18 protein-coding genes and 1 tRNA gene are annotated in these 19,631 nt (G+C 67.0%); 12 read left to right on the forward strand and 7 right to left on the reverse strand.

What is annotated here, in order from left to right:
- The first annotated feature begins 274 nt into the window (after window positions 1-274).
- The 5 genes from CUJ89_RS10715 (at window position 275) to CUJ89_RS10735 (ending at window position 4,464) form a co-directional block, all read left to right on the forward strand.
- Window positions 275-1,318, forward strand: a complete 1,044-nt coding sequence (locus CUJ89_RS10715) for a porin (protein WP_114177305.1) — start codon at window positions 275-277, stop codon at window positions 1,316-1,318.
- Window positions 1,319-1,341: 23 nt separating this feature from the next.
- The gene (locus tag CUJ89_RS10720) at window positions 1,342-2,550 is read left to right on the forward strand and encodes an MFS transporter (RefSeq protein WP_114177306.1); all 1,209 of its coding nucleotides are present in this window, start codon (window positions 1,342-1,344) and stop codon (window positions 2,548-2,550) included.
- A 16-nt stretch (window positions 2,551-2,566) separates the two neighbouring features.
- A complete protein-coding gene (locus CUJ89_RS10725; RefSeq protein WP_114177307.1) occupies window positions 2,567-3,676 on the forward strand; it encodes a class II histone deacetylase in 1,110 nt (369 codons plus the stop codon).
- Window positions 3,677-3,787: 111 nt separating this feature from the next.
- Window positions 3,788-4,012 (forward strand): hypothetical protein, encoded by a 225-nt coding sequence (locus CUJ89_RS10730; protein WP_114177308.1) that lies wholly within the window; start codon window positions 3,788-3,790, stop codon window positions 4,010-4,012.
- 272 nt (window positions 4,013-4,284) lie between these two features.
- Window positions 4,285-4,464 (forward strand): beta-lactoglobulin I, encoded by a 180-nt coding sequence (locus CUJ89_RS10735; protein WP_114177309.1) that lies wholly within the window; start codon window positions 4,285-4,287, stop codon window positions 4,462-4,464.
- A gap of 320 nt (window positions 4,465-4,784) precedes the next feature.
- On the opposite strand, the gene CUJ89_RS10740 is transcribed toward CUJ89_RS10735, so the two are convergent.
- Entirely contained in the window at window positions 4,785-5,078 is a 294-nt protein-coding gene (locus CUJ89_RS10740) for a hypothetical protein (protein WP_114177310.1), read from the reverse strand.
- Window positions 5,079-5,278: 200 nt separating this feature from the next.
- A tRNA-Leu gene (locus tag CUJ89_RS10745) sits at window positions 5,279-5,365 on the reverse strand.
- A 249-nt stretch (window positions 5,366-5,614) separates the two neighbouring features.
- On the opposite strand from CUJ89_RS10745, the gene hpnD reads away from it, so the two are divergent.
- The gene (gene hpnD / locus CUJ89_RS10750; RefSeq protein ID WP_114178574.1) at window positions 5,615-6,448 is read left to right on the forward strand and encodes a presqualene diphosphate synthase HpnD; all 834 of its coding nucleotides are present in this window, start codon (window positions 5,615-5,617) and stop codon (window positions 6,446-6,448) included.
- 10 nt (window positions 6,449-6,458) lie between these two features.
- Here hpnD and CUJ89_RS10755 read toward each other — a convergent pair whose 3' ends face one another.
- From CUJ89_RS10755 to CUJ89_RS10765, 3 genes are all read right to left on the reverse strand, one after another.
- On the reverse strand, window positions 6,459-7,673 hold the full coding sequence (locus tag CUJ89_RS10755; protein ID WP_114177311.1) for a DUF1501 domain-containing protein: 1,215 nt from the start codon (window positions 7,671-7,673) through the stop codon (window positions 6,459-6,461).
- 40 nt (window positions 7,674-7,713) lie between these two features.
- A complete protein-coding gene (locus CUJ89_RS10760) occupies window positions 7,714-9,216 on the reverse strand; it encodes a DUF1800 domain-containing protein (protein ID WP_114178575.1) in 1,503 nt (500 codons plus the stop codon).
- A 120-nt stretch (window positions 9,217-9,336) separates the two neighbouring features.
- A complete protein-coding gene (locus CUJ89_RS10765) occupies window positions 9,337-9,615 on the reverse strand; it encodes a hypothetical protein (protein ID WP_114177312.1) in 279 nt (92 codons plus the stop codon).
- A 257-nt stretch (window positions 9,616-9,872) separates the two neighbouring features.
- Between CUJ89_RS10765 and ompR the strand changes: the two genes are divergently transcribed.
- The 4 genes from ompR (at window position 9,873) to CUJ89_RS10795 (ending at window position 13,351) form a co-directional block, all read left to right on the forward strand.
- Window positions 9,873-10,607: a two-component system response regulator OmpR gene (gene ompR, locus CUJ89_RS10780; RefSeq protein WP_006478565.1), complete on the forward strand. Its 735-nt coding sequence runs from the start codon at window positions 9,873-9,875 to the stop codon at window positions 10,605-10,607.
- Between the two features lie 40 nt (window positions 10,608-10,647).
- A complete protein-coding gene (locus tag CUJ89_RS10785; protein ID WP_114177314.1) occupies window positions 10,648-12,009 on the forward strand; it encodes an ATP-binding protein in 1,362 nt (453 codons plus the stop codon).
- A 189-nt stretch (window positions 12,010-12,198) separates the two neighbouring features.
- Window positions 12,199-12,747, forward strand: coding sequence for a peroxiredoxin (locus CUJ89_RS10790; RefSeq protein ID WP_114177315.1), 549 nt, complete (start codon window positions 12,199-12,201; stop codon window positions 12,745-12,747).
- Window positions 12,748-12,823: 76 nt separating this feature from the next.
- On the forward strand, window positions 12,824-13,351 hold the full coding sequence (locus CUJ89_RS10795) for a carboxymuconolactone decarboxylase family protein (protein ID WP_114177316.1): 528 nt from the start codon (window positions 12,824-12,826) through the stop codon (window positions 13,349-13,351).
- Between the two features lie 127 nt (window positions 13,352-13,478).
- On the opposite strand, the gene ispF is transcribed toward CUJ89_RS10795, so the two are convergent.
- Window positions 13,479-13,964: a 2-C-methyl-D-erythritol 2,4-cyclodiphosphate synthase gene (gene ispF / locus CUJ89_RS10800; RefSeq protein ID WP_114177317.1), complete on the reverse strand. Its 486-nt coding sequence runs from the start codon at window positions 13,962-13,964 to the stop codon at window positions 13,479-13,481.
- Between the two features lie 28 nt (window positions 13,965-13,992).
- Complete coding sequence (ispD, locus tag CUJ89_RS10805) at window positions 13,993-14,703, reverse strand: 2-C-methyl-D-erythritol 4-phosphate cytidylyltransferase (RefSeq protein ID WP_114177318.1); 711 nt, start codon at window positions 14,701-14,703, stop codon at window positions 13,993-13,995.
- Between the two features lie 107 nt (window positions 14,704-14,810).
- Here ispD and mfd point away from each other — a divergent pair, with 107 nt between their 5' ends.
- On the forward strand, window positions 14,811-18,281 hold the full coding sequence (gene mfd / locus CUJ89_RS10810) for a transcription-repair coupling factor (protein WP_114177319.1): 3,471 nt from the start codon (window positions 14,811-14,813) through the stop codon (window positions 18,279-18,281).
- 94 nt (window positions 18,282-18,375) lie between these two features.
- Window positions 18,376-19,596, forward strand: a complete 1,221-nt coding sequence (gene argE, locus CUJ89_RS10815) for an acetylornithine deacetylase (RefSeq protein WP_114177320.1) — start codon at window positions 18,376-18,378, stop codon at window positions 19,594-19,596.
- The last annotated feature ends 35 nt before the right edge of the window (window positions 19,597-19,631 follow it).

Below are 19,631 nucleotides of genomic sequence, written 5' to 3' on the forward strand. Positions count from 1 at the left end.
TGTGTGCAACGACACCGGCCGATTATAGCGATCGGCTTTTTTGACGGGCCACGGTGCCGGAACAGGCGCCAACCCCATCCATTTGAACGGTGCGCGGCACGTTGCTGCTCCGCAGCACGCCGCGCCGCGGCATCGCACCGCGGTCATGCCGCGCACCGCGGGTTTTCCGCACCGTTCATCTGTACGACTGTTCGGTGGTTTTCCCGCTGCGGACACTGCGTCGCGACAACACCAACGACAAACCGATGCAGGACGGTATGGAGAACCTCACGTCATGAAACCCCGCTTCATCCGCACGGCCGCGGCCGCCGCGACGCTCGCCGCGTGCAGCGTCGCCGCGCACGCGCAGTCGACCCTCACGCTGTACGGCGCGCTCGACGCCGGCGTGCAATACCTGACGCATGCCGACGGGCGCCACTCGGCCGTGCAGTTGCAGAACTACGGCATCCTGCCTTCGCAGATCGGGCTGAAGGGCAACGAGGATCTCGGCGGCGGCTGGCGTGCGCTGTTCAAGCTCGAGCAGGGCCTCAACATCAACGACGGCACCGCGACCGTGCCCGGCTACGCGTTCTTCCGCGGTGCGTACGTGGGCATCGCGGGGCCCGTCGGCACCGTCACGCTCGGGCGGCAGTTCAGTGTGCTGTTCGACAAGACGCTGTTCTACGACCCGCTCTGGTATGCGTCGTACAGCGGCCAGGGCGTGATCGTGCCGATGAACGCGAACTTCATCGACCACGCGGTCAAGTACCAGTCGCCGACCTTCGCCGGCTTCGACGTCGAGGCGCTCGCCGCAACGGCCGGCGTCGCCGGCAATACGCGCGCCGGACGCGTGCTCGAGCTCGGCGGCCAGTACGCGAGCAACGGCCTGTCGGTCAGCGCGGTGCTGCATCAGGCGCACGGCGATGCGTCGGGAGCCGACGACACGTCGGCGCGACGTCGCGAACTCGGCACGCTCGCCGCGCGTTATGCGTTCGCCGCCCTGCCGCTTACCGTCTATGCGGGCGTCGAGCGCCTGACGGGCGACCTCGATGCGGCACGCACGATCGTCTGGGGCGGCGCTCGATATCTGACGCCGAACGGGATCGGCCTGAACGCGGGCGTCTACCACACCGACTCGCGCACGCCGGCGATCGGCCACCCGACGCTGTTCATCGCGAGCACCACGTACGCGCTGTCGAAACGCACCGTCGCGTACGTGAACCTCGGCTACGCGCGCAACAGCGGCCAGGGCTCCCAGACCGTCTACGAATACGACCCGACGCCACTCGCCGGCGCGTCGCAGTTCGGCGCGATGGTCGGCATGTACCACCTGTTCTGATTCCCCCCAAACGAGATCCCGCCATGAAAACCCTGTCCCCGGATGTCGCACGCTCGCTCGACGGCCGCGCGTCGACCTTCGCGCGCTCGACGCTCGTCGCGCTCGTCGTGTTCGCAGCCATCACGCCGCTGCTGCTGCTCGTCGCGCCGACCGTCGCCGCCCAGCTCGCGACGCAGCTCGGGCTGTCCGCGTCGCAGATCGGCACTTACTTCTTCGTCGAACTCGGTGCGTTCAGTCTCGCGACCGTGCCGTCGTACCTGTGGCTCGGCCGGATCGACGCGCGCCGGGTCGCCGCGTTCGCCATCGCGCTGTTCGGCGCGGGCAACCTGCTGACCGCGCTGTGGATGCCGGGCTTCGCCGCGCTGCTCGCGCTGCGCGCCGTCACCGCGCTCGGCGGCGGCTCGCTGATGGTGCTCTGCATGACGAGCGCGGCGACGAGCATGAACAGCGACCGCGTGTACGGCCTGTGGGTCGTCGGCCAGCTGATCGCGGGCGCGATCGGCCTGTTCGTGCTGCCGCATGTGTTCGCCGCGTTCGGGCTGCGCGCGCTGTATGTCGCGCTCGCTGCGCTCGCCCTGCTCGCGGCGCCGCTGTCGCGCGGCTTTCCGTCGTCGCTCGGCGCGCGGACCGCGCCCGCACAAACCGCGCGCGGCGACGCGACGCATACGCCGCGGAGTTTCATCGCGCTCGCGGTCGGCGCGGTGCTGACGTTCTATCTCGCGATCGGCAGCGTCTGGACCTTCGCGAGCCGCGCCGCAGCGGAGGCCGGGCTCGATCCGCAGTCGACTGGCAACGTGCTCGCGATCGCGAGCGTAATGGGGATCGCCGGCGCGGCGCTCGCATCGTGCGCAGGCGGCCGGGTTGCGCGGCGCGCGATGCTGGCGGCCGGCTACGCGCTGCTCGCGGCCTCGCTCGTCGCGCTCGCCGCGATGCGGCACACCGGCGGCTACAGCGCGGCGATCTTCGCGTTCAAGTTCGCATGGACGTTCGTGCTGCCGTTCATCCTCGCGACCGTCGCACAGATCGACACGTCGGGCCGCCTCGTCGCGACGCTCAACTTCGTGATCGGCGCCGGCCTCGCGGCCGGCCCGCTCCTCGCCGGGCTGATGCTCGACGCCGGCGGCACGATGCGCGCGCTGTTCGCGGCCGCGACGGCCGTCGCGATCGTGTCGTTCGCCGCGCTGCGCCATATCGATCTCCGCCCGCGCCCTTCCATTTCCTCCCAACCGTGACAGGTCACGCACATCCATGAATCGCACTGCCTTCTTCACCGACGAACGCACTTTCTGGCACACCGGCGGCACGCACGCGCTGTTCTTCCCGGTCGGCGGCTGGGTCCAGCCGCCGTCGAGCGCGGGCTACGCGGAATCGCCCGATTCGAAGCGCCGCTTCCTGTCGCTCGTGCAGGCCTCGGGCCTCGCCGCACAGCTGGACCTGCGCGGCGCCGCGCCGGCCTCGACCGCCGACCTGCTGCGCATTCATCCAGCGCACTATCTCGACGCGTTCCGCGCACTCAGCGACGCGAACGGCGGCGACCTCGGCGATCTCGCGCCGTTCGGCAAGGGCAGCTACGAGATCGCCGCGCTGTCGGCCGGCCTCGCGATCGCTGCCGTCGACACGGTCGTCGCCGAGCGCGCGGCCAATGCGTTCTCGCTGTCGCGGCCGCCCGGCCATCACTGCCTGCGCGACCGCTCGATGGGCTTCTGCCTGCTGGCGAACATCCCGATCGCGATCGAGGCCGCCCGCGCGAAACACGGCATCGAGCGCGTCGCAGTGATCGACTGGGACGTGCATCACGGCAACGGCACGCAGTCGATCTACTACGACGATCCGGACACGTTGACGATCTCGCTGCACCAGGACCGCTGCTTCCCGCCCGGCTACAGTGGCGCGGACGATCGCGGCGAGGGCGCGGGCGTCGGCGCGAACCTGAACGTGCCGCTGCTCGCGGGTAGCGGCGACGACGCGTATCGCTACGCGTTCGAGCGGATCGTGCTGCCGGCGCTGGAGCGTTTCCGGCCCGAACTGATCGTCATTGCGAGCGGGCTCGACGCGAGCGCGGTCGATCCGCTCGCGCGCATGCAGTTGCATACCGACAGCTACCGGTTCATGACGCGCGCGGTGAAGGAAACTGCGCAGCGCCATTGCGGCGGGCGGCTCGTTATCGTTCATGAAGGCGGCTATTCGGAAGCGTACGTGCCGTTCTGCGGGCTCGCGATCGTCGAGGAGCTGGCCGGCATCCGCACCGACGTCGCCGACCCGATGCTCGACCTCGCGATCGCGCAACAACCGGGCGAGCGGTTCGCCGCGTTCCAGCGCGCACTGCTTGATGAACTGGCGGCGTCGCTCGGGTTGTAACGCGCGCTGACAAACGATACGGGGCCGGCACGCGCCGGCCCTTGCGCGATCCGTGCGGATGGGGTCTCCTGTGCTTTTACCCCTGTTCCGGCCCGAGGCCGCACTCTTCCGATGAAATCGTCCCCGCGCGATAACAATGCCAAAACGCGCCGCCAGCCTTCGAAACTGGTCCTGAACATCGCCGCCGTGACGGTCGGCCTCATCACGTTCGCGATCGGCGCGGCGTGGGTGATCTATAGCTGGGTCGTCGATCGCGAAGCGCAGTACTTCGCGATCCCGCTGGTGTTCTCGGTACCGGTGATCGTGGCGGTCGCGATCCGGAGCTTCTGGGAATAGCGTGCTGCGCGGGTGCCTGGCATCGCCATCGCCCACTGCGTCAAGTCTGAATGCCCGCGCCAATTCAAGTAAATCAATGACTTACTTTATTTTTCTGATCGACTGGCGATGCGATCGGGTGAGTGCGGCGCAGCATAAAGGCATCAAGAAACTGCGCGTCAGGACGCTTCGTGAACGCCGCCCGAAAATTGGCTGACGGTGAATCCAGGGGATTGCCTGCGTCAAGAGATCCGGGATAACGTCGTTAAGATGACCAGAGACCGGAGATTCACATGCTCTACGCCATCTTGACGCCTGACGAGGAAGCGCCCCTCGGCTATTTCGATTCACCCGATGCACCGACCCCGGAGGAACTGGCCGATCATCTTGCCCGTGCGATGGGTTTTGACGATCGCGATGCGTGGAGTCACGCGTACGGAATCGAGCAACTTGGCATTGCGCCGGTACATTGACGGCTCTGCTTGGAACCTGGCGTCCCGTCAGAAACGCGATAATCTGCAATGCATTCGTGCTCAATCGACTCAAGCCTCTCCTGCCTGTGAACACAACATGACGCTCGGCGTTCTTGCGAATCGGTTTAAGACGCCGCGCCGTTACCGTGAATGCAGCCGGAACGATTCACTGTACCGAGTCGCAAGAAATCTTGCCGCGTACTTTTTTGCGATTGCCATTCGGGACTAACGAGCGCTTAAAACAACAAAGCGCCGCGGTCAGTCGACACGCGACGCTTGTCTGTTGAACGACGAAACAACACCTAACGCGTATTCACGCATCACTCACAGGCCGGCTTGCGCACATGGATTGGCCCAATCCCCTGAGATCCACCGGTGAAGCTAAGCGCCGAAACCGCCAGCATCGTACCGACCGACTTCAGCACGGCCTCCGTCGACAAAGGCTTGTCGCTCAAAAACACCAGCCTCGAATAGGCGGAACACTCCGTCGACGACGCGGCTACCTGCACTGGTCTTGCACTCCATGCGACGTTGTCGGCCGGCGTGGCCGAAAATGCCGGTATTGCCAGCGTCAGTGCCAGAACGGCGATCGGCATACTTATCGTCTTATTCATCGACAGCCCTCTGCAAGACATCCCGCCTGCGTAAAAGATACCGACGATATTACATACGATTGAATCGACACGCTTGCAAGAACGGCCCGCGCCTGACATGTATGTCCGCGAAAAAGCGGGCATCAACAAAAAAGCGCTGCGGTCAGCCGACCGGCAGCGCTTTTCGGGAACGGCACCCCGATGGGTGTTCGTCCGATTTCTGGTGCGTGAGGCCGGACTCGAACCGGCACACCCTTGCGGGCGTCAGGACCTAAACCTGGTGCGTCTACCAATTTCGCCACTCACGCGCATGCTCTGTCGCCTGATCGCACGGAACAGGAACGCAGCCTGCGTTCACCGCGCGCCCGGGACCGCCCGCCGGCCGGCCTGAAAACCGGCACGCCCGATTAGGCGAGCGCGAGATTCTACCCGATCCGTGCGGCCTTGTCTCGCCCTGCCGGCACCCGCCGTGCAGCGGTGCTAGAATGCCGCGCTCGACGTTTCGGCACCGCGTCGCCGCGCATCCCCCCGAACCCGCCCCCGACACGATTCCGCCCGTGAACTTCGACGACTACTGTCAGCAAAAGGCCGCCCCCGCGGGCTCCAGCGTCTACTACGCGCTGCGTCAGGCACCATTCGCCACTCAGCCGCGCCTGACGGCGCTGTTCGCGCTGCGCCGCGAACTCGAGGAAACCGTCAAGGAAACCAGCGACCCGACCGTTGGACACACGAAGCTCGCGTGGTGGCACAAGGAACTCGCGGCGCTGGCCGCCGGGCAGCCGTCGCACCCGGTCACGAAGGCGCTCGCGCAGCATCATCCGGCGATCGCCGCCGAGGCCGACGCGTTGCGCACGCTCGTCAACGGTTACGGGATGGATCTCGAACAGGCGCGCTACCTCGATTTCGCGAACCTGCAGCGCTACATCGCGCAGGTCGGCAGCACCTTCGCGTCGCTGGTCGCGCGCGCAAGCGCCGCGAACCCGGCCGACCCGCAGCCGTGGGCCGTGGACGCCGGCCGCGCACTGACGCTCGCGCAATTCGTGCAGGAACTCGGCAACGACGCGCGCCATGGCCGCATCTACCTGCCGATCGACGAACTGCAGCGCTACAACGTGACGGCGGCCGATCTGCTGAACCGCCGTTACAGCCCGGCCTTCACCGAATTGCTGCAATTTCAGACGGCGCGCGCGCGCGAAGCGCTCGCGGCCGCCGAAGCGGCGATCCCCGCATCCGAACGCCGCGCGCAGCGCACGCTGCGCGCGCAGATCGCGCTGGCAGGCTCGCTGCTCGACGAAATCGAGCGCGACGGCTACCAGGTGCTGCACCAGCGCATCGCACTGACGCCGATCCGCAAGCTGTGGATCGCGTGGCGCGCCGCGCGCCGGCGCTGACACCAACGCATCACGCCTTCAACAACGGCAGCGTGTCGAAGCGCTGCTGCAGCACGCGCGCCGCATCGAGCCCCCACCACGGCCCGAGCACGGTCGCGTAGAGCTGGCGGAAATCGACCGTGACCGGCAGGTTGCCGTTGCCGTCGAGCCGCCCGAGCGCCGGCGGCGCGCCGTACAGCCCGCCGGCCACGCGCCCGCCCATCACGAAATGCGGCGCGGCCGTGCCGTGATCGGTGCCGTTGCTCTGGTTCTCGCGCACACGCCGCCCGAATTCCGCATACGTCATCACGAGCGCCTGGTTCCAGCGCCCGAGTTCGATCAACGCGCCGCGCATCGCGCTCATCCCTTCCGCGAACTGCTTGAGCAGCGCGGCCTGCTGCCCCGGCTGGTTCTGGTGCGTGTCGAAACCGTTGAGTGTCAGGCGCAGCACCGCGACGCCATCCTGCGCGCCGGGCCCGGACGCTTCGCACGCGGCCAGCACCTGCATCGCGGTCTTGACCGACGTGCCGAACGCGCCGGCCGGAAATGCCGTCCTGAATTCACGCATCCCGCCGCGCGGGCGCAGCCGGTCGGCCGCCTTCACGATGTCGTTCTCGACGTCGATGATATGCGCGAGCGCCGGGTTCTGCTCGCGCAGCGACGACGGTTCGGCGAGCCGGGCCGCACGGATGAACTGCGCGGGATTGACGAGTGCGATCGCGCGCGCGCCGTTCGCGAGCGACCCCATCTCGGCGCTGCCGAGCACGACGCCGTCCGCCGCGAAACCAGGCGGCACGGGTGCCTGCGCGAACGCGCGCGTGAGCCAGCCTTCGTGCAGGTACTGGTCCGAGCGCGACGCGGTATCCCAGATCTCGATCGAGCGGAAATGCGACAGGTTCGGCTGCGGATAGCCGACGCCCTGCACGACCGCGACCTGCCCGTCGCGCCACAACGGCATCAGCGGCGCGAGCGACGGGTGCAGCCCCGTGTGCGCGTCGAGCTGCAGCACCTGCTCGCGCTTGATGCCGATGCTGTGCCGGAACTGGTAGTACAGCGGGTCCGCGTACGGCACCACCGTGTTGAGGCCGTCGTTGCCGCCCTTCAGCTCGACGAGGATCAGCACGTTCGCATACCCGGCCGCCGGTTGCCGTCCCGTCGATGCCGCCGCCATCGCGGGCGACTGCCACAGCGACACGCCGGCCGCGGCCGCGGCGCCCGTCAGCGTCAGAAAATCACGTCGGTTCATCGCGCATCCTTTGGTTCGCCGCTCGGCACATCCGTTTGAATCATTTCAGTTGATAGGCCGGATCCATCAGCAGCGCCTCGAGATACGCGCTGCCGGTCGAATCCGTGTCGATCGCCGCGACCGGCGACACCGGCAGCACCGCGTGCTGCAGCTGAAGCTCGGTCGACAATCCCGCGATCGCCTGCGGCCGCGCACGATATTGCGCAAGCCAGCGCTCGAGGTCGAAACGCAGGCCGCCGCGCGCGGGCTTGGCGGGCGTACCGCGCATGCCGGCGGCGGACGCCGTGTCGACCACCGGCATCGCGTGCGCACGGACATTCGGCGGCGGCGCCGTCACATGCGCCGGCGGGCGCATGCCGGCCGTCTCGGTCGCGCGGAACAACTGCTCGACGAACTGCTTGCGCGCGAGCAGCGTGGTGCTGTTGATCCACAGCGCGCCGCCCGGCCAGCCCTTCACGTTCGGCGGGTAGAACAGGTTCTGCCCGAGCGTGCGTACGGTGTTCGCGAGCATCTGCGGATCGCCGTACGCGACGTCGAACAGCCGCACCGACCCGACGACGAACTCGGCCGGCGACTTGACGAGCACACCGCGGTTGCGTGGATCCCAGAACGCGTCGGTCGACCACAGCGCGGCGAGCGCCGCGCGAATGTCGTAGCCGCTCGCGCGAAACCGCTCGGCCAGGGCATCGAGCGCGCCCGCGTCGGGCGTATCGGACACGAACTCGCGCCACAGCTTGCCGACGATGAAGCGTGCGGTGCCGGGCCGCTTCAGCAGGATGTCGACAAAACCGTCGCCGTCGAACGGCCCCGTTTCGCCGAGAATCGTCTTGTCGCCCGCATCGTGCCATTCCGGCCGCACCTCGAAGCGCAGCGTGTCGGGATCGATCGTCCAGCCCGTCATCGCGCGCGCGGCTTCGGTTACGTCGTACTGTGTGTAATGCCCTTCGCCGAGCGTGAACAGCTCCATCACCTCACGCGCGAAATTCTCGTTCGGGCGCCCCTTGCGATTGCTCGCGCCGTCGAGATACTGCAGCATCGCCGGATCCTTCGCGACCGCGTGCAGCAGCGTGCCGAAGTTGCCGAGCGCCTCGCGGCGAAACAGCGCATTCTGCGCGGCCATCGTCTGCGGGTAAGGTACCTTGTCCTGCCCCGACGTGAAGTGCCCGTGCCAGAACAGCGTCATGCGCTCGGTCAGCGGCGACGGCGTCACGACCATCTCGTTGACCCAGGCCGCGCGCAACGCATCGTAGCGGCGATTGCGCTCACGCTGCTCGTCACGCCGCATGTCGGGTGTCAGCGCCTGGCGCTGCGCGCGCGTCGGCGGCAACTCGGCGATCCAGTCGGGCCAGGTCGTGACGGGTTCGCGGCGAACGTTGCCGAGCGTGTCGGCAACGGCCTGCGCGCGCGTCATGCCGACGACGCGCGCGACATCGGCGGGCGCAGGAGAAAAACCGGTGCGGCTCAGGAAAAACAGCGCGTCGTCCGCGTCGAGCGGCGACTGCATGGCGGGCGACGGCGCCGGTGCGGCAGCGTTCGCTTTCATCGTCATGGACTCCCGGAACGCACCGGCGGTGCGGATGCCGGTACAACGGCAATCGGCAGGCGAAAGTTGACCGAAAAATTGCTACGAATCTTTTCCGCGCAGTGCGAAAGACGGCGCGTGTCAGCGCTTGTACAGCTCGCGAACGGCGTCTTCGATGTGCTGGCGCAAAAGGTGGCGCTCCTCGGGCGTCATGTGCCCGTCGCGGCGGTGCTGCTCGAGATCGGGGGGCACGGCGGAACGGACCGGCATCTCGGTGGCGCGATCGGACTGCGGCGCCTTGCCGCGCGGCAGCTTGCGCGACGATGCGCCCTGCTCGGGGCGCTGCGCATACGCGAAGTTCGACGCATACGGACCGGCAAGCGCGATCGTCAGCATCAGCGCAATCCGGGTAGATCGCATGACCGTCCTCGCTTCTCTGGTCGATTTGTTCCCTTCGTCACGCGGCAACCGGTTACCTCTGGTACTTGAAAAACCCTGCGGAATTCGGGTGTACAAAGATGAAAGATGGAGTGCAGCGAGTATCCACCGAATTTCGGTTTCGAGTAAAGGAATCTCTATAGCCTGCCTTTACTCGGCGCGACACTCGGGGTAAATTTTGTAACCGACTGTAACGCACTAAAATGCGCGACCGTGCGTGATTTCCCATTCGCGATAAGATGCCGATCATGGAAACGAAAAACCCCTCCAAGATTCTCGTCGTCGACGACGACCCGCGCCTGCGCGATCTGCTGCGCCGCTATCTCGGCGAGCAAGGTTTCAACGTCTATGTCGCGGAAAACGCGACCGCGATGAACAAGCTCTGGGTACGCGAGCGTTTCGACCTGCTCGTGCTCGACCTGATGCTGCCGGGCGAAGACGGCCTGTCGATCTGCCGTCGCCTGCGCGGCAGCAACGACCGCACGCCGATCATCATGCTCACCGCGAAGGGCGAGGACGTCGATCGCATCGTCGGCCTCGAGATGGGCGCCGACGATTACCTGCCGAAGCCGTTCAACCCGCGCGAGCTCGTCGCGCGCATTCATGCGGTGCTGCGCCGCCAGGCGCCGGCCGAACTGCCGGGCGCGCCGTCGGAAACCACCGAGGTGTTCGAGTTCGGCGAATTCTCGCTGAACCTCGCAACGCGCACGCTGACGAAGTCCGGCCAGGAAATTCCGCTGACGACCGGCGAATTCTCGGTGCTGAAGGTGTTCGCGCGTCATCCGCGCCAGCCGCTGTCGCGTGAAAAGTTGATGGAACTCGCGCGCGGCCGTGAATACGAAGTGTTCGACCGCAGCCTCGACGTGCAGATCTCGCGCCTGCGCAAGCTGATCGAACCGGATCCGGGCAGCCCGCGCTTCATCCAGACCGTCTGGGGCCTCGGCTACGTGTTCATCCCGGACGGCGCCGCCTGATCTTTTTCCTTTCCGGTTTCGCCCGCCCACGGCCCGTCCCATGCGTATCGACCGGCGCCTCCTTCAGCTCGCGTTCGGCGGGCTGTTCTGGCGCACCTTCCTGCTGATCGCGCTGCTGATCTCGGTCAGTCTCGCCGCGTGGTTCCAGAGCTTTCGCGTGATCGAGCGCGAGCCGCGTGCGCAGCGCGTCGCGCTGCAGCTCGTCGCGATCGTGAAGCTCACGCGCACCGCCCTGCTCTACTCCGATCCCGATCTGCGGCGCGCGCTGCTGCAGGATCTCGAGAGCAATGAGGGCGTGCGCGTCTACCCGCGCGAGAAAACCGACAAGTTCAAGCTGCAGCCCGACGAATCGCTGAACCGCCTGATCGAGCACGACATCCGCAGCCGCCTCGGCGACGATACCGTGATCGCGCAGTCGGTCAACGACATTCCCGGCGTGTGGATCAGCTTCAAGATCGACGACGACGATTACTGGGTCGCGCTCGACCGCGACCAGCTCGACAACGTCACGGGCCTGCAATGGGCCGGCTGGGGGCTGTTCGCGCTCGCGCTGTCACTATTCGGCTCCGCGTTCATCACGAGCCTGGTCAACCGGCCGTTCTCGCGGCTGGCGCTCGCCGCTCGCCAGGTCGGTTCGGGCCAGGCGCCCGATCCGCTGCCCGAGCGCGGGATGGGCGTCGCGGCCGATACCAACCGCAGCTTCAACCAGATGGTGCGCGACCTCGAACAGCTCGAGGCCGACCGCGCGCTGATGCTCGCGGGCATCTCGCACGACCTGCGTACGCCGCTCGCGCGGCTGCGCCTCGAAACCGAGATGAGCCCGTCCGACCAGGCGACCAAGGACGCGATGGTCGACGACATCGAGCAGATGGACCGCATCATCGCGGCCTTCATCGACTACGCGCGCCCGTCGCAACGCAAACCCGAGCCCGTCGACCTGTCGTCGATCGTGCAGGAAGTCGCCGCGCGCGCGTCGGGCGAGGACGGCGTCGAGATCCGCACGCGGCTCGCGCCGAGCGCGATCATCGAAGCCGACGAGACCGACATGCGCCGCGTGATCGGCAACCTCGTCGAGAACGCGCGCAAGTACGGCCAGAGCAAGCAGGACGGCATCTCGCGCATCACGCTCGAGACGCGCGTGTCGCACGCGCGCGTCGAGCTGTCGGTGAGCGACGAAGGCCCCGGCATCCCCGAGGATCAACTGCCGCTCGTGATGCGGCCGTTCTACCGCGTCGACACCGCGCGCACCAAGGCGGACGGCACGGGTCTCGGGATGGCGATCGTGCTGCGCCTCGTCGGCCGCTATCGCGGCGCGCTGCGCCTGCGCAACCGCAACCCCGAAGCGGGCCTCGAAGTCACGGTCGAATTCCCCGGCACCGGCAAGGCGCGTGCGACTGCGTGACGCGCTCGCGCGCGCTTCCTGCGCTTCACACTATCGATCCGGTTGAAAAAAACTATGAAGATCGTTAGCTAAAATCTATTGAAGTACGTTGCTAATAGTGTTATAGTTTTCCCCATGCTGTCACATCATCGTTGCAGCACCGAGGTAGCTTGACTCAGTCCTCTTCCCAACTCATACAGGAGTATCCGCATGAAAACCGTGGGCGATAAACTCGAAGCTTTCACCGTCGTAGCCGCGAAGCCGGGCTTCAACAATCACGAGGAAAACGGCCAGTCGGCGTTCGAGACCGTCACCGAAGCGTCGTTCCCGGGCAAGTGGAAGATCATCTACTTCTATCCGAAGGATTTCACGTTCGTGTGCCCGACGGAAATCGTCGAGTTCGCGAAGCTCACGAAGCAGTTCGAAGAGCGCGACGCCATCCTGCTCGGCGGCAGCTCGGACAACGAATTCGTCAAGCTCGCATGGCGCCGTGAGCACAAGGACCTCGACAAGCTGAACCACTACGCGTTCGGCGACGTCAAGGGCGAGCTGATCGACCAGCTCGGCGTGCGCGACAAGGAAGCCGGCGTGGCCCTGCGTGCAACGTTCATCATCGATCCGGACAACACGATCCAGCACGTTTCGGTGAACAACCTGAACGTCGGCCGCAGCCCGGCAGAAGTCCTGCGCATTCTGGACGGCCTGCAAACGGACGAACTGTGCCCGTGCAACCGTGCAGTCGGCGGCGCAACGCTGTAAGCGCATCGATGCACGAAGCCCGCGGCGCATGTCCTGCCTGCGGGCTTTTTTAACGGCCAACCCATAGGAGATATCAATGGAATTCATCGACTCGATTAAGGCACGTATTCCCGACTATGCGAAGGACATTCGCCTGAACCTCGACGGCACGATCGCGCGCTCGTCGCTCGAAGGCACCGACGCGGTCGGTGTCGCGCTGGCGGCGGCGATCGCGGCGAAGAGCACGGTGCTCGTGAAGACGATCCGCGAAGCCGGCGTGCTGTCGCCCGAAGAGACGAACGCCGTGCTGACGGCGGCCGCGCTGATGGGGATGAACAACACCTGGTATCCGTATGTCGAGATGGCCGACGACGCCGACCTGAAGACGCAGCGCGCCGAGCTGCGGATGGGCGCGTATGCGACGCACGGTGGCGTCGACAAGCGCAAGTTCGAGATGTACGCGCTCGCCGCGTCGATCGTCGGCAAGTGCCACTTCTGCGTGAAGTCGCACTATGCGCTGCTGAAGAACGAGCAAGGGATGACCGTCACGCAGCTGCGCGACGTCGGCCGCATCGCGTCGGTGATCAACGCCGCCGCGCAGGTGATCGCCGCCGAAGGCGAATAAGCGGTTGCGCCGCACGGCCGGCAGCCATGCCGGGCCGGCGGCCGCCCGAAACGAAAATGCCACTCGGGTGCGTGGCATTTTTCATTTCCGCAGCGCGGAGCAAACCCGGCTCCGCAATGGCCGGGCGTCAGCCGCCCTGCCTGACCAGCAGCGCGGCGGCCTGCGCCTCGATCCCCTCGCCGCGGCCGAGATAACCGAGCTTCTCGTTGGTCTTCGCCTTCACGTTCACGCGGTCGAGCGGCAGCTCGAGATCGGCCGCGATGTTCGCGCGCATCCCGTCGATATGCGGCGCGAGCTTCGGCGCCTGCGCGATCACGGTGCTGTCGATGTTCTGGATCGTGAAGCCGGCCGCCTTGACGCGTACGACGCACTCGCGCAGCAGCACGCGGCTGTCCGCGCCCTTGAACGCCGCGTCCGTATCGGAGAAATGGCGACCGATATCGCCGAGCGCCGCCGCACCGAACAGCGCGTCGGTGATCGCGTGCAGCAGCACGTCCGCGTCCGAGTGGCCGAGCAGGCCGCGCTCGTACGGAATCGTCACGCCGCCGATGATGAGGGGGCGCCCCGGGACGAGCTGGTGCACGTCGTAGCCTTGTCCGATTCTGAAATCCATGCGTGTTCCGATTGAGATGGGGTGAAAGTCAGGAAGCGCCCGCAGGGCGTGCGAGAATCGCTTCCGCGAGCGCGAAATCTTCCGGGTACGTGACCTTGAAGTTGCGCAGGCTGCCCTGCACGACGCGCGGCGTGTGGCCCGCCCATTCGATCGCGCTCGCTTCGTCGGTCAGGTCGTGCCCTTCGCGCTGCGCGCGCAGGATCGCCTCGCGCAGCATGCCGATGCGGAACATCTGCGGCGTCTGCGCCTGCCACAGCGCGTCGCGCGACTCGGTGCGCGCGATCGCGTCGCCGCCGGCCGGCACGCGCTTGAGCGTATCGGCAACCGGCAGCGCGACGATGCCGCCGACCGGGTCGTCCTTCAGCGTCGCGACGAGCGTGCGGATCAGCTCCGGCGTGATGCCCGGGCGCGCGGCGTCGTGCACGAGCACCCAGTCGTGGTCGGTCGCGCCGAATTCGGTCAGCTCGAGCAGCCCGTTCAGCACCGACGCCTGCCGCGAGCCGCCGCCGCAGCGGCGCACCGCGAAGCGCAGGCCCGCGAAGCGGCGTGCGTCGAAATGGGAATCGTCGGGCGCGAGGACGACGAGCGTCTGCGCAAATTCGCTGCATGCGTCGAACGCGGCGAGCGTGTAGTGCAGCAGCGCGCGCCCGGCGAGCGTACGGTATTGCTTCGGCACGGCCGAGCCGGAACGGCTGCCGGTGCCGGCACAGGGAATCAGGGCAAAAAGTCGGGGAGTCACGAAGGGAAACGCCGGAAAGATGAAATCGAGAAGCAGATTTTATAATAGGTCTTTCGTCTCGACCGGCGCACCACGATGCGCCCGTGCACGCCACCCCTGTCGTCCCTATGCCAGATAACGCTTCTACCTCGTCCGCCTCGCCCGTTGCCCGCGTCAAGCCCGGCCAGCGTTTCGCCTTCGACGGCGTGCACGGTTCCGCCGACGCGCTCGCCATCGCCCGTTATCTCGCCGACAACCGCCAGGAGGTGCCGCTCCTCGCGGTGATCTGCGCGAACGCGGTCGACGCACAGCGGCTCTCGCAGGAAATCCGCTACTTCTCGCCCGATGCGCGCGTGCGCCTGCTGCCGGACTGGGAAACGCTGCCGTACGACACGTTCTCGCCGCACCAGGACCTCGTGTCCGAGCGTCTCGCGACACTGCACGATCTCGGCGAGGGCCGCTGCGACATCCTGCTCGTGCCCGCGACCACCGCGCTGTACCGGATGCCGCCCGCGTCGTTCATGGCCGCCTATACGTTCGCGTTCGCGCAGGGCGAGCGGCTCGACGAAGCGAAACTGAAGGCGCAGCTCACGCTGGCCGGCTACGAGCACGTGAGCCAGGTCGTGCGGCCCGGCGAATACTGCGTGCGCGGCTCGCTGATCGACCTGTACCCGATGGGCTCGCCGCTGCCGTACCGGATCGACCTGTTCGACGACCAGGTCGACTCGATCCGCGCGTTCGACCCCGACACGCAGCGCAGCCTGTACCCGGTGCGCGACGTGCGGCTGCTGCCCGGGCGCGAGTTTCCGTTCGACGAAGCCGCGCGCACGGCCTTCCGCAGCCGCTGGCGCGAGACGTTCGAAGGCGACCCGAGCCGCGCGCCGATCTACAAGGACATCGGCAACGGCGTGCCGTCGGCCGGCATCGAGTATTACCTGCCGCTCTTCTTCGACGAAACGGCCACGCTGTTCCACTACCTGCCGCAGGACGCGCACCTCGTGTTCGCCGGCGATCTCGACGCATCGATCCGCCGCTTCACGGCCGATACGAAGCAGCGCCACGCGTTCCTGTCTCACGATCGCGAGCGGCCGATCCTCGAGCCGCAGCGCCTGTTTCTGTCCGACGAGGATTTCTTCGCGTTCTCGAAGCCGTTCGCGCGCGTCGTGCTGCCCGCGCAACCGGCCGGCGGCTGGGCGACGGCGCTGCCCGAGCTCACCGTCGACCGCCATTCGGACGATCCGCTCGCTTCGCTGCGCGCGTTCATCGAATCGTCGGCCAGGCGCGTGCTGCTGACCGTCGAATCGGCCGGCCGCCGCGAGACGATTCTGCAATTGCTCGCCGAACATCACCTGCGCCCCGCGTCGAACGACCACTTCGCGGGCTGGCTCGCGAGCGACGAACACTTCGCGCTCGGCGTCGCGCCGCTCGCGAACGGCTTCGCGGTGCCGAGCGAAGGCTACGCGATCGTCACCGAAACCGAGCTGTACGGCGCGCTCGGCCGCCGCGCGGGCCGCCGCCGGCAGGAGCAGGCCAGCAACGTCGACGCGATGGTGCGCGACCTGTCGGAGTTGAAGGTCGGCGACCCGGTCGTCCATGCGCAGCACGGCATCGGCCGCTACATGGGCCTCGTGTCGATGGATCTTGGCGAAGGCGAGACCGAATTCCTGCATCTCGAATACTCGGGCGACAGCAAGCTCTATGTGCCGGTCGCGCAATTGCACGTGATCTCGCGCTACAGCGGCGCCGATCCCGACAGCGCACCGCTGCACGCGCTCGGTTCCGGCCAGTGGGAGCGCGCAAAGCGCAAGGCCGCGCAGCAGATCCGCGACACGGCCGCCGAGCTGCTGAACCTGTACGCGCGCCGTGCGGCCCGCGAAGGCCACGCGTTCGCGCTCGACCCGCGCGACTACGTGAAATTCGCGGAAAGCTTCGGCTTCGAGGAAACCCCCGACCAGGCCGCGGCGATCGCGGCCGTGATCGGCGACATGACGAGCGGCAAGCCGATGGACCGCCTCGTGTGCGGCGACGTCGGCTTCGGCAAGACCGAGGTCGCGCTGCGCGCCGCATTCATCGCCGTGCTGGGCGGCAAGCAGGTCGCGCTGCTGTCGCCAACGACGCTGCTCGCCGAGCAGCACACGCAGACCTTCGCCGACCGCTTCGCGGACTGGCCGGTGCGGATCGTCGAGCTGTCGCGCTTCAAGACCACGAAGGAAATCAACGCGGCGATCGCGCAGATCAACGAAGGCACGGTCGACATCGTGATCGGCACGCACAAGCTGCTGTCGTCGGACGTGCAGTTCAAGCGCCTCGGCCTCGTGATCATCGACGAGGAACACCGCTTCGGCGTGCGCCAGAAGGAAGCGCTGAAGGCGCTGCGCGCGGAAGTCGACGTGCTGACGCTCACCGCGACGCCGATCCCGCGCACGCTCGGCATGGCGCTCGAAGGGCTGCGCGATTTCTCGGTGATCGCGACCGCGCCGCAGAAGCGGCTCGCGATCAAGACCTTCGTGCGCCGCGAGGAAGAAAGCGTGATTCGCGAGGCGATGCTGCGCGAGCTGAAACGCGGTGGCCAGGTATATTTCCTGCACAACGAGGTCGAGACGATCGAGAACCGCAAGGCGATGCTCGAGGCGCTCGTGCCCGAAGCGCGCATCGTGATCGCGCACGGCCAGATGCACGAACGCGAACTCGAACGCGTGATGCGCGATTTCGTCGCGCAGCGCGCGAACGTGCTGCTGTGCACGACCATCATCGAGACCGGCATCGACGTGCCGAGCGCGAACACGATCATCATGCATCGCTCGGACAAGTTCGGCCTCGCGCAGCTCCACCAGCTGCGCGGCCGCGTCGGCCGCTCGCATCACCAGGCCTATGCGTACCTGCTGGTCCACGATCCGCAGGCGCTGACCAAGCAGGCGCAGCGCCGGCTCGAGGCGATCCAGCAGATGGAGGAACTCGGCTCGGGCTTCTATCTCGCGATGCACGACCTCGAGATCCGCGGCACGGGCGAAGTACTCGGCGACAAGCAGTCGGGCGAGATCCACGAGATCGGCTTCCAGCTCTATACGGACATGCTGAACGACGCGGTGAAGGCGCTGAAGAACGGCAAGGAGCCCGACCTCACCGCACCGCTCGCCGCGACGACGGAAATCAACCTGCATGCGCCCGCGATCCTGCCGGCCGACTACTGCGCGGACGTGCAGGAGCGGCTGTCGCTGTACAAGCGGCTCGCGAACTGCGAGCATGGTGACGCGATCGACGGCATCCAGGAGGAGCTGATCGACCGCTTCGGCAAGCTGCCGCCGCAGGCGCACGCGCTCGTCGAGACGCACCGGCTGCGCATCGCCGCGAAGCCGCTCGGGATCGTGAAGATCGACGCGAGCGAGGCCGCGATCGGGCTGCAGTTCGAGCCGAATCCGCCGATCGATCCGATGCGGATCATCGAGATGGTGCAGAAGCACCGGCATATCAAGCTCGCGGGCCAGGACAAGCTGCGCATCGAAACGCGCTCGCCCGATCTCGCGATCCGCGTGTCGACGATCAAGGAAACGCTGCGCGCGCTCGGCCCGAAGCAAGGAGCGGCGGCCGCGGCGCGCTGACGGCCGCGGCGATGCTGCACCGCACCGCGCCCGGCGAAGGCGGGCCGACGCGTTTTTGAGTATGATTTTCCCATTCATCAGACGGAGTTTTGCCATGTCCACTCTCGACGCGACGGCGCCGTCCGCCGCCGCCCCAGGCGACGCATCGCTCGTCAGCCTGCCCTGGATCAAGCAACTGGTGTCGATGGACACGACGAGCCGCGTGCCGAATCTCGGCCTGATCGAAACGGTGCGCGACGCGCTCGCCGCGAAGGGCATCGCATCGACGATCACGCACGATCCGCGCGAAGGCTGGGCGAACCTGTTCGCGACCGTGCCCGCGCACGACGGCTCGACGAACGGCGGCATCGTGCTGTCGGGGCACACCGACGTCGTACCGGTCGACGGCCAGCAATGGGACAGCAACCCGTTCGCGCCGGAAATCCGCGATGGCCGCCTGTACGGCCGCGGCACCTGCGACATGAAAGGCTTCATCGGCACGGCGCTCGCACTGTTGCCCGAGATGCAGGCGACGAAGCTCGCGAAGCCGATCCATTTCGCACTGTCCTACGACGAGGAAATCGGCTGCGCGGGCGCGCCGCTGATGATCGCCGATCTCGTCAAGCGCGGCGTGCAACCGTCCGGCTGCATCGTCGGCGAGCCGACCAGCATGCGGCCGATCATCGCGCACAAGGGCATCAACGCGTACCGCTGCTGCGTGCGCGGCCATGCGGCGCATTCGTCGCTGACGCCGAAGGGGCTGAACGCGATCGAGTATGCGGCGCGCCTCATCTGCCACATCCGCGACCTCGCAGACCGCTTCCGCGCCGAAGGCCCGTTCGATGCGCTGTACGACGTGCCGTTCACGACCGCGCAAACCAGCACGATCCAGGGCGGCAACGCGATCAACACGGTGCCGGCCGAATGCCGGTTCGACTTCGAATTCCGCAACCTGCCGACGCTCGATCCCGAGCAGATCTTCACGCGCATCGAAGCGTATGCGCAGGAAACGCTGCTGCCGCAGATGCGCCGCGAGCATCCGAATGCCGCGATCGAGTTCTCGAAGATCGCCGCGGCGCCGGGGCTCGACGCGACCGAACAGGCCGCGATCACGCAGCTCGTGCGCGCGCTGACGGCCGACCAGGACAAGCGCAAGGTCGCGTACGGCACCGAGGCCGGCCTGTTCGAACGCGCGGGCATCCCGAGCGTCGTATGCGGGCCCGGCAACATCGAGCAGGCGCACAAGCCGAACGAATATGTCGAGCTCGCGCAGCTCGCCGGCTGCGAGCAGTTCCTGCGCAAGTTCATCCGCAGCATGTCGGTCGACGCGCACTGACTGCCTCCCGCCACGCCGGCCCGCGTGTGCGGGCC

It is taken from the genome of Burkholderia pyrrocinia (assembly GCF_003330765.1).
In the GTDB taxonomy this organism is placed as follows: Bacteria; Pseudomonadota; Gammaproteobacteria; order Burkholderiales; family Burkholderiaceae; genus Burkholderia; species Burkholderia pyrrocinia_B.

Coding starts and splice junctions, on each gene's coding strand:
- CUJ89_RS10715 (WP_114177305.1), top strand. CDS start 275: ATGAAACCCCGCTTCATCCGCACGGCCGCGGCCGCCGCGACGCTCGCC.
- CUJ89_RS10720 (WP_114177306.1), top strand. CDS start 1,342: ATGAAAACCCTGTCCCCGGATGTCGCACGCTCGCTCGACGGCCGCGCG.
- CUJ89_RS10725 (WP_114177307.1), top strand. CDS start 2,567: ATGAATCGCACTGCCTTCTTCACCGACGAACGCACTTTCTGGCACACC.
- CUJ89_RS10730 (WP_114177308.1), top strand. CDS start 3,788: ATGAAATCGTCCCCGCGCGATAACAATGCCAAAACGCGCCGCCAGCCT.
- CUJ89_RS10735 (WP_114177309.1), top strand. CDS start 4,285: ATGCTCTACGCCATCTTGACGCCTGACGAGGAAGCGCCCCTCGGCTAT.
- CUJ89_RS10740 (WP_114177310.1), bottom strand. CDS start 5,078: ATGAATAAGACGATAAGTATGCCGATCGCCGTTCTGGCACTGACGCTG.
- CUJ89_RS10755 (WP_114177311.1), bottom strand. CDS start 7,673: ATGAACCGACGTGATTTTCTGACGCTGACGGGCGCCGCGGCCGCGGCC.
- CUJ89_RS10760 (WP_114178575.1), bottom strand. CDS start 9,216: ATGAAAGCGAACGCTGCCGCACCGGCGCCGTCGCCCGCCATGCAGTCG.
- CUJ89_RS10765 (WP_114177312.1), bottom strand. CDS start 9,615: ATGCGATCTACCCGGATTGCGCTGATGCTGACGATCGCGCTTGCCGGT.
- ompR (WP_006478565.1), top strand. CDS start 9,873: ATGCCGATCATGGAAACGAAAAACCCCTCCAAGATTCTCGTCGTCGAC.
- CUJ89_RS10785 (WP_114177314.1), top strand. CDS start 10,648: ATGCGTATCGACCGGCGCCTCCTTCAGCTCGCGTTCGGCGGGCTGTTC.
- CUJ89_RS10790 (WP_114177315.1), top strand. CDS start 12,199: ATGAAAACCGTGGGCGATAAACTCGAAGCTTTCACCGTCGTAGCCGCG.
- CUJ89_RS10795 (WP_114177316.1), top strand. CDS start 12,824: ATGGAATTCATCGACTCGATTAAGGCACGTATTCCCGACTATGCGAAG.
- ispF (WP_114177317.1), bottom strand. CDS start 13,964: ATGGATTTCAGAATCGGACAAGGCTACGACGTGCACCAGCTCGTCCCG.
- mfd (WP_114177319.1), top strand. CDS start 14,811: ATGCCAGATAACGCTTCTACCTCGTCCGCCTCGCCCGTTGCCCGCGTC.
- argE (WP_114177320.1), top strand. CDS start 18,376: ATGTCCACTCTCGACGCGACGGCGCCGTCCGCCGCCGCCCCAGGCGAC.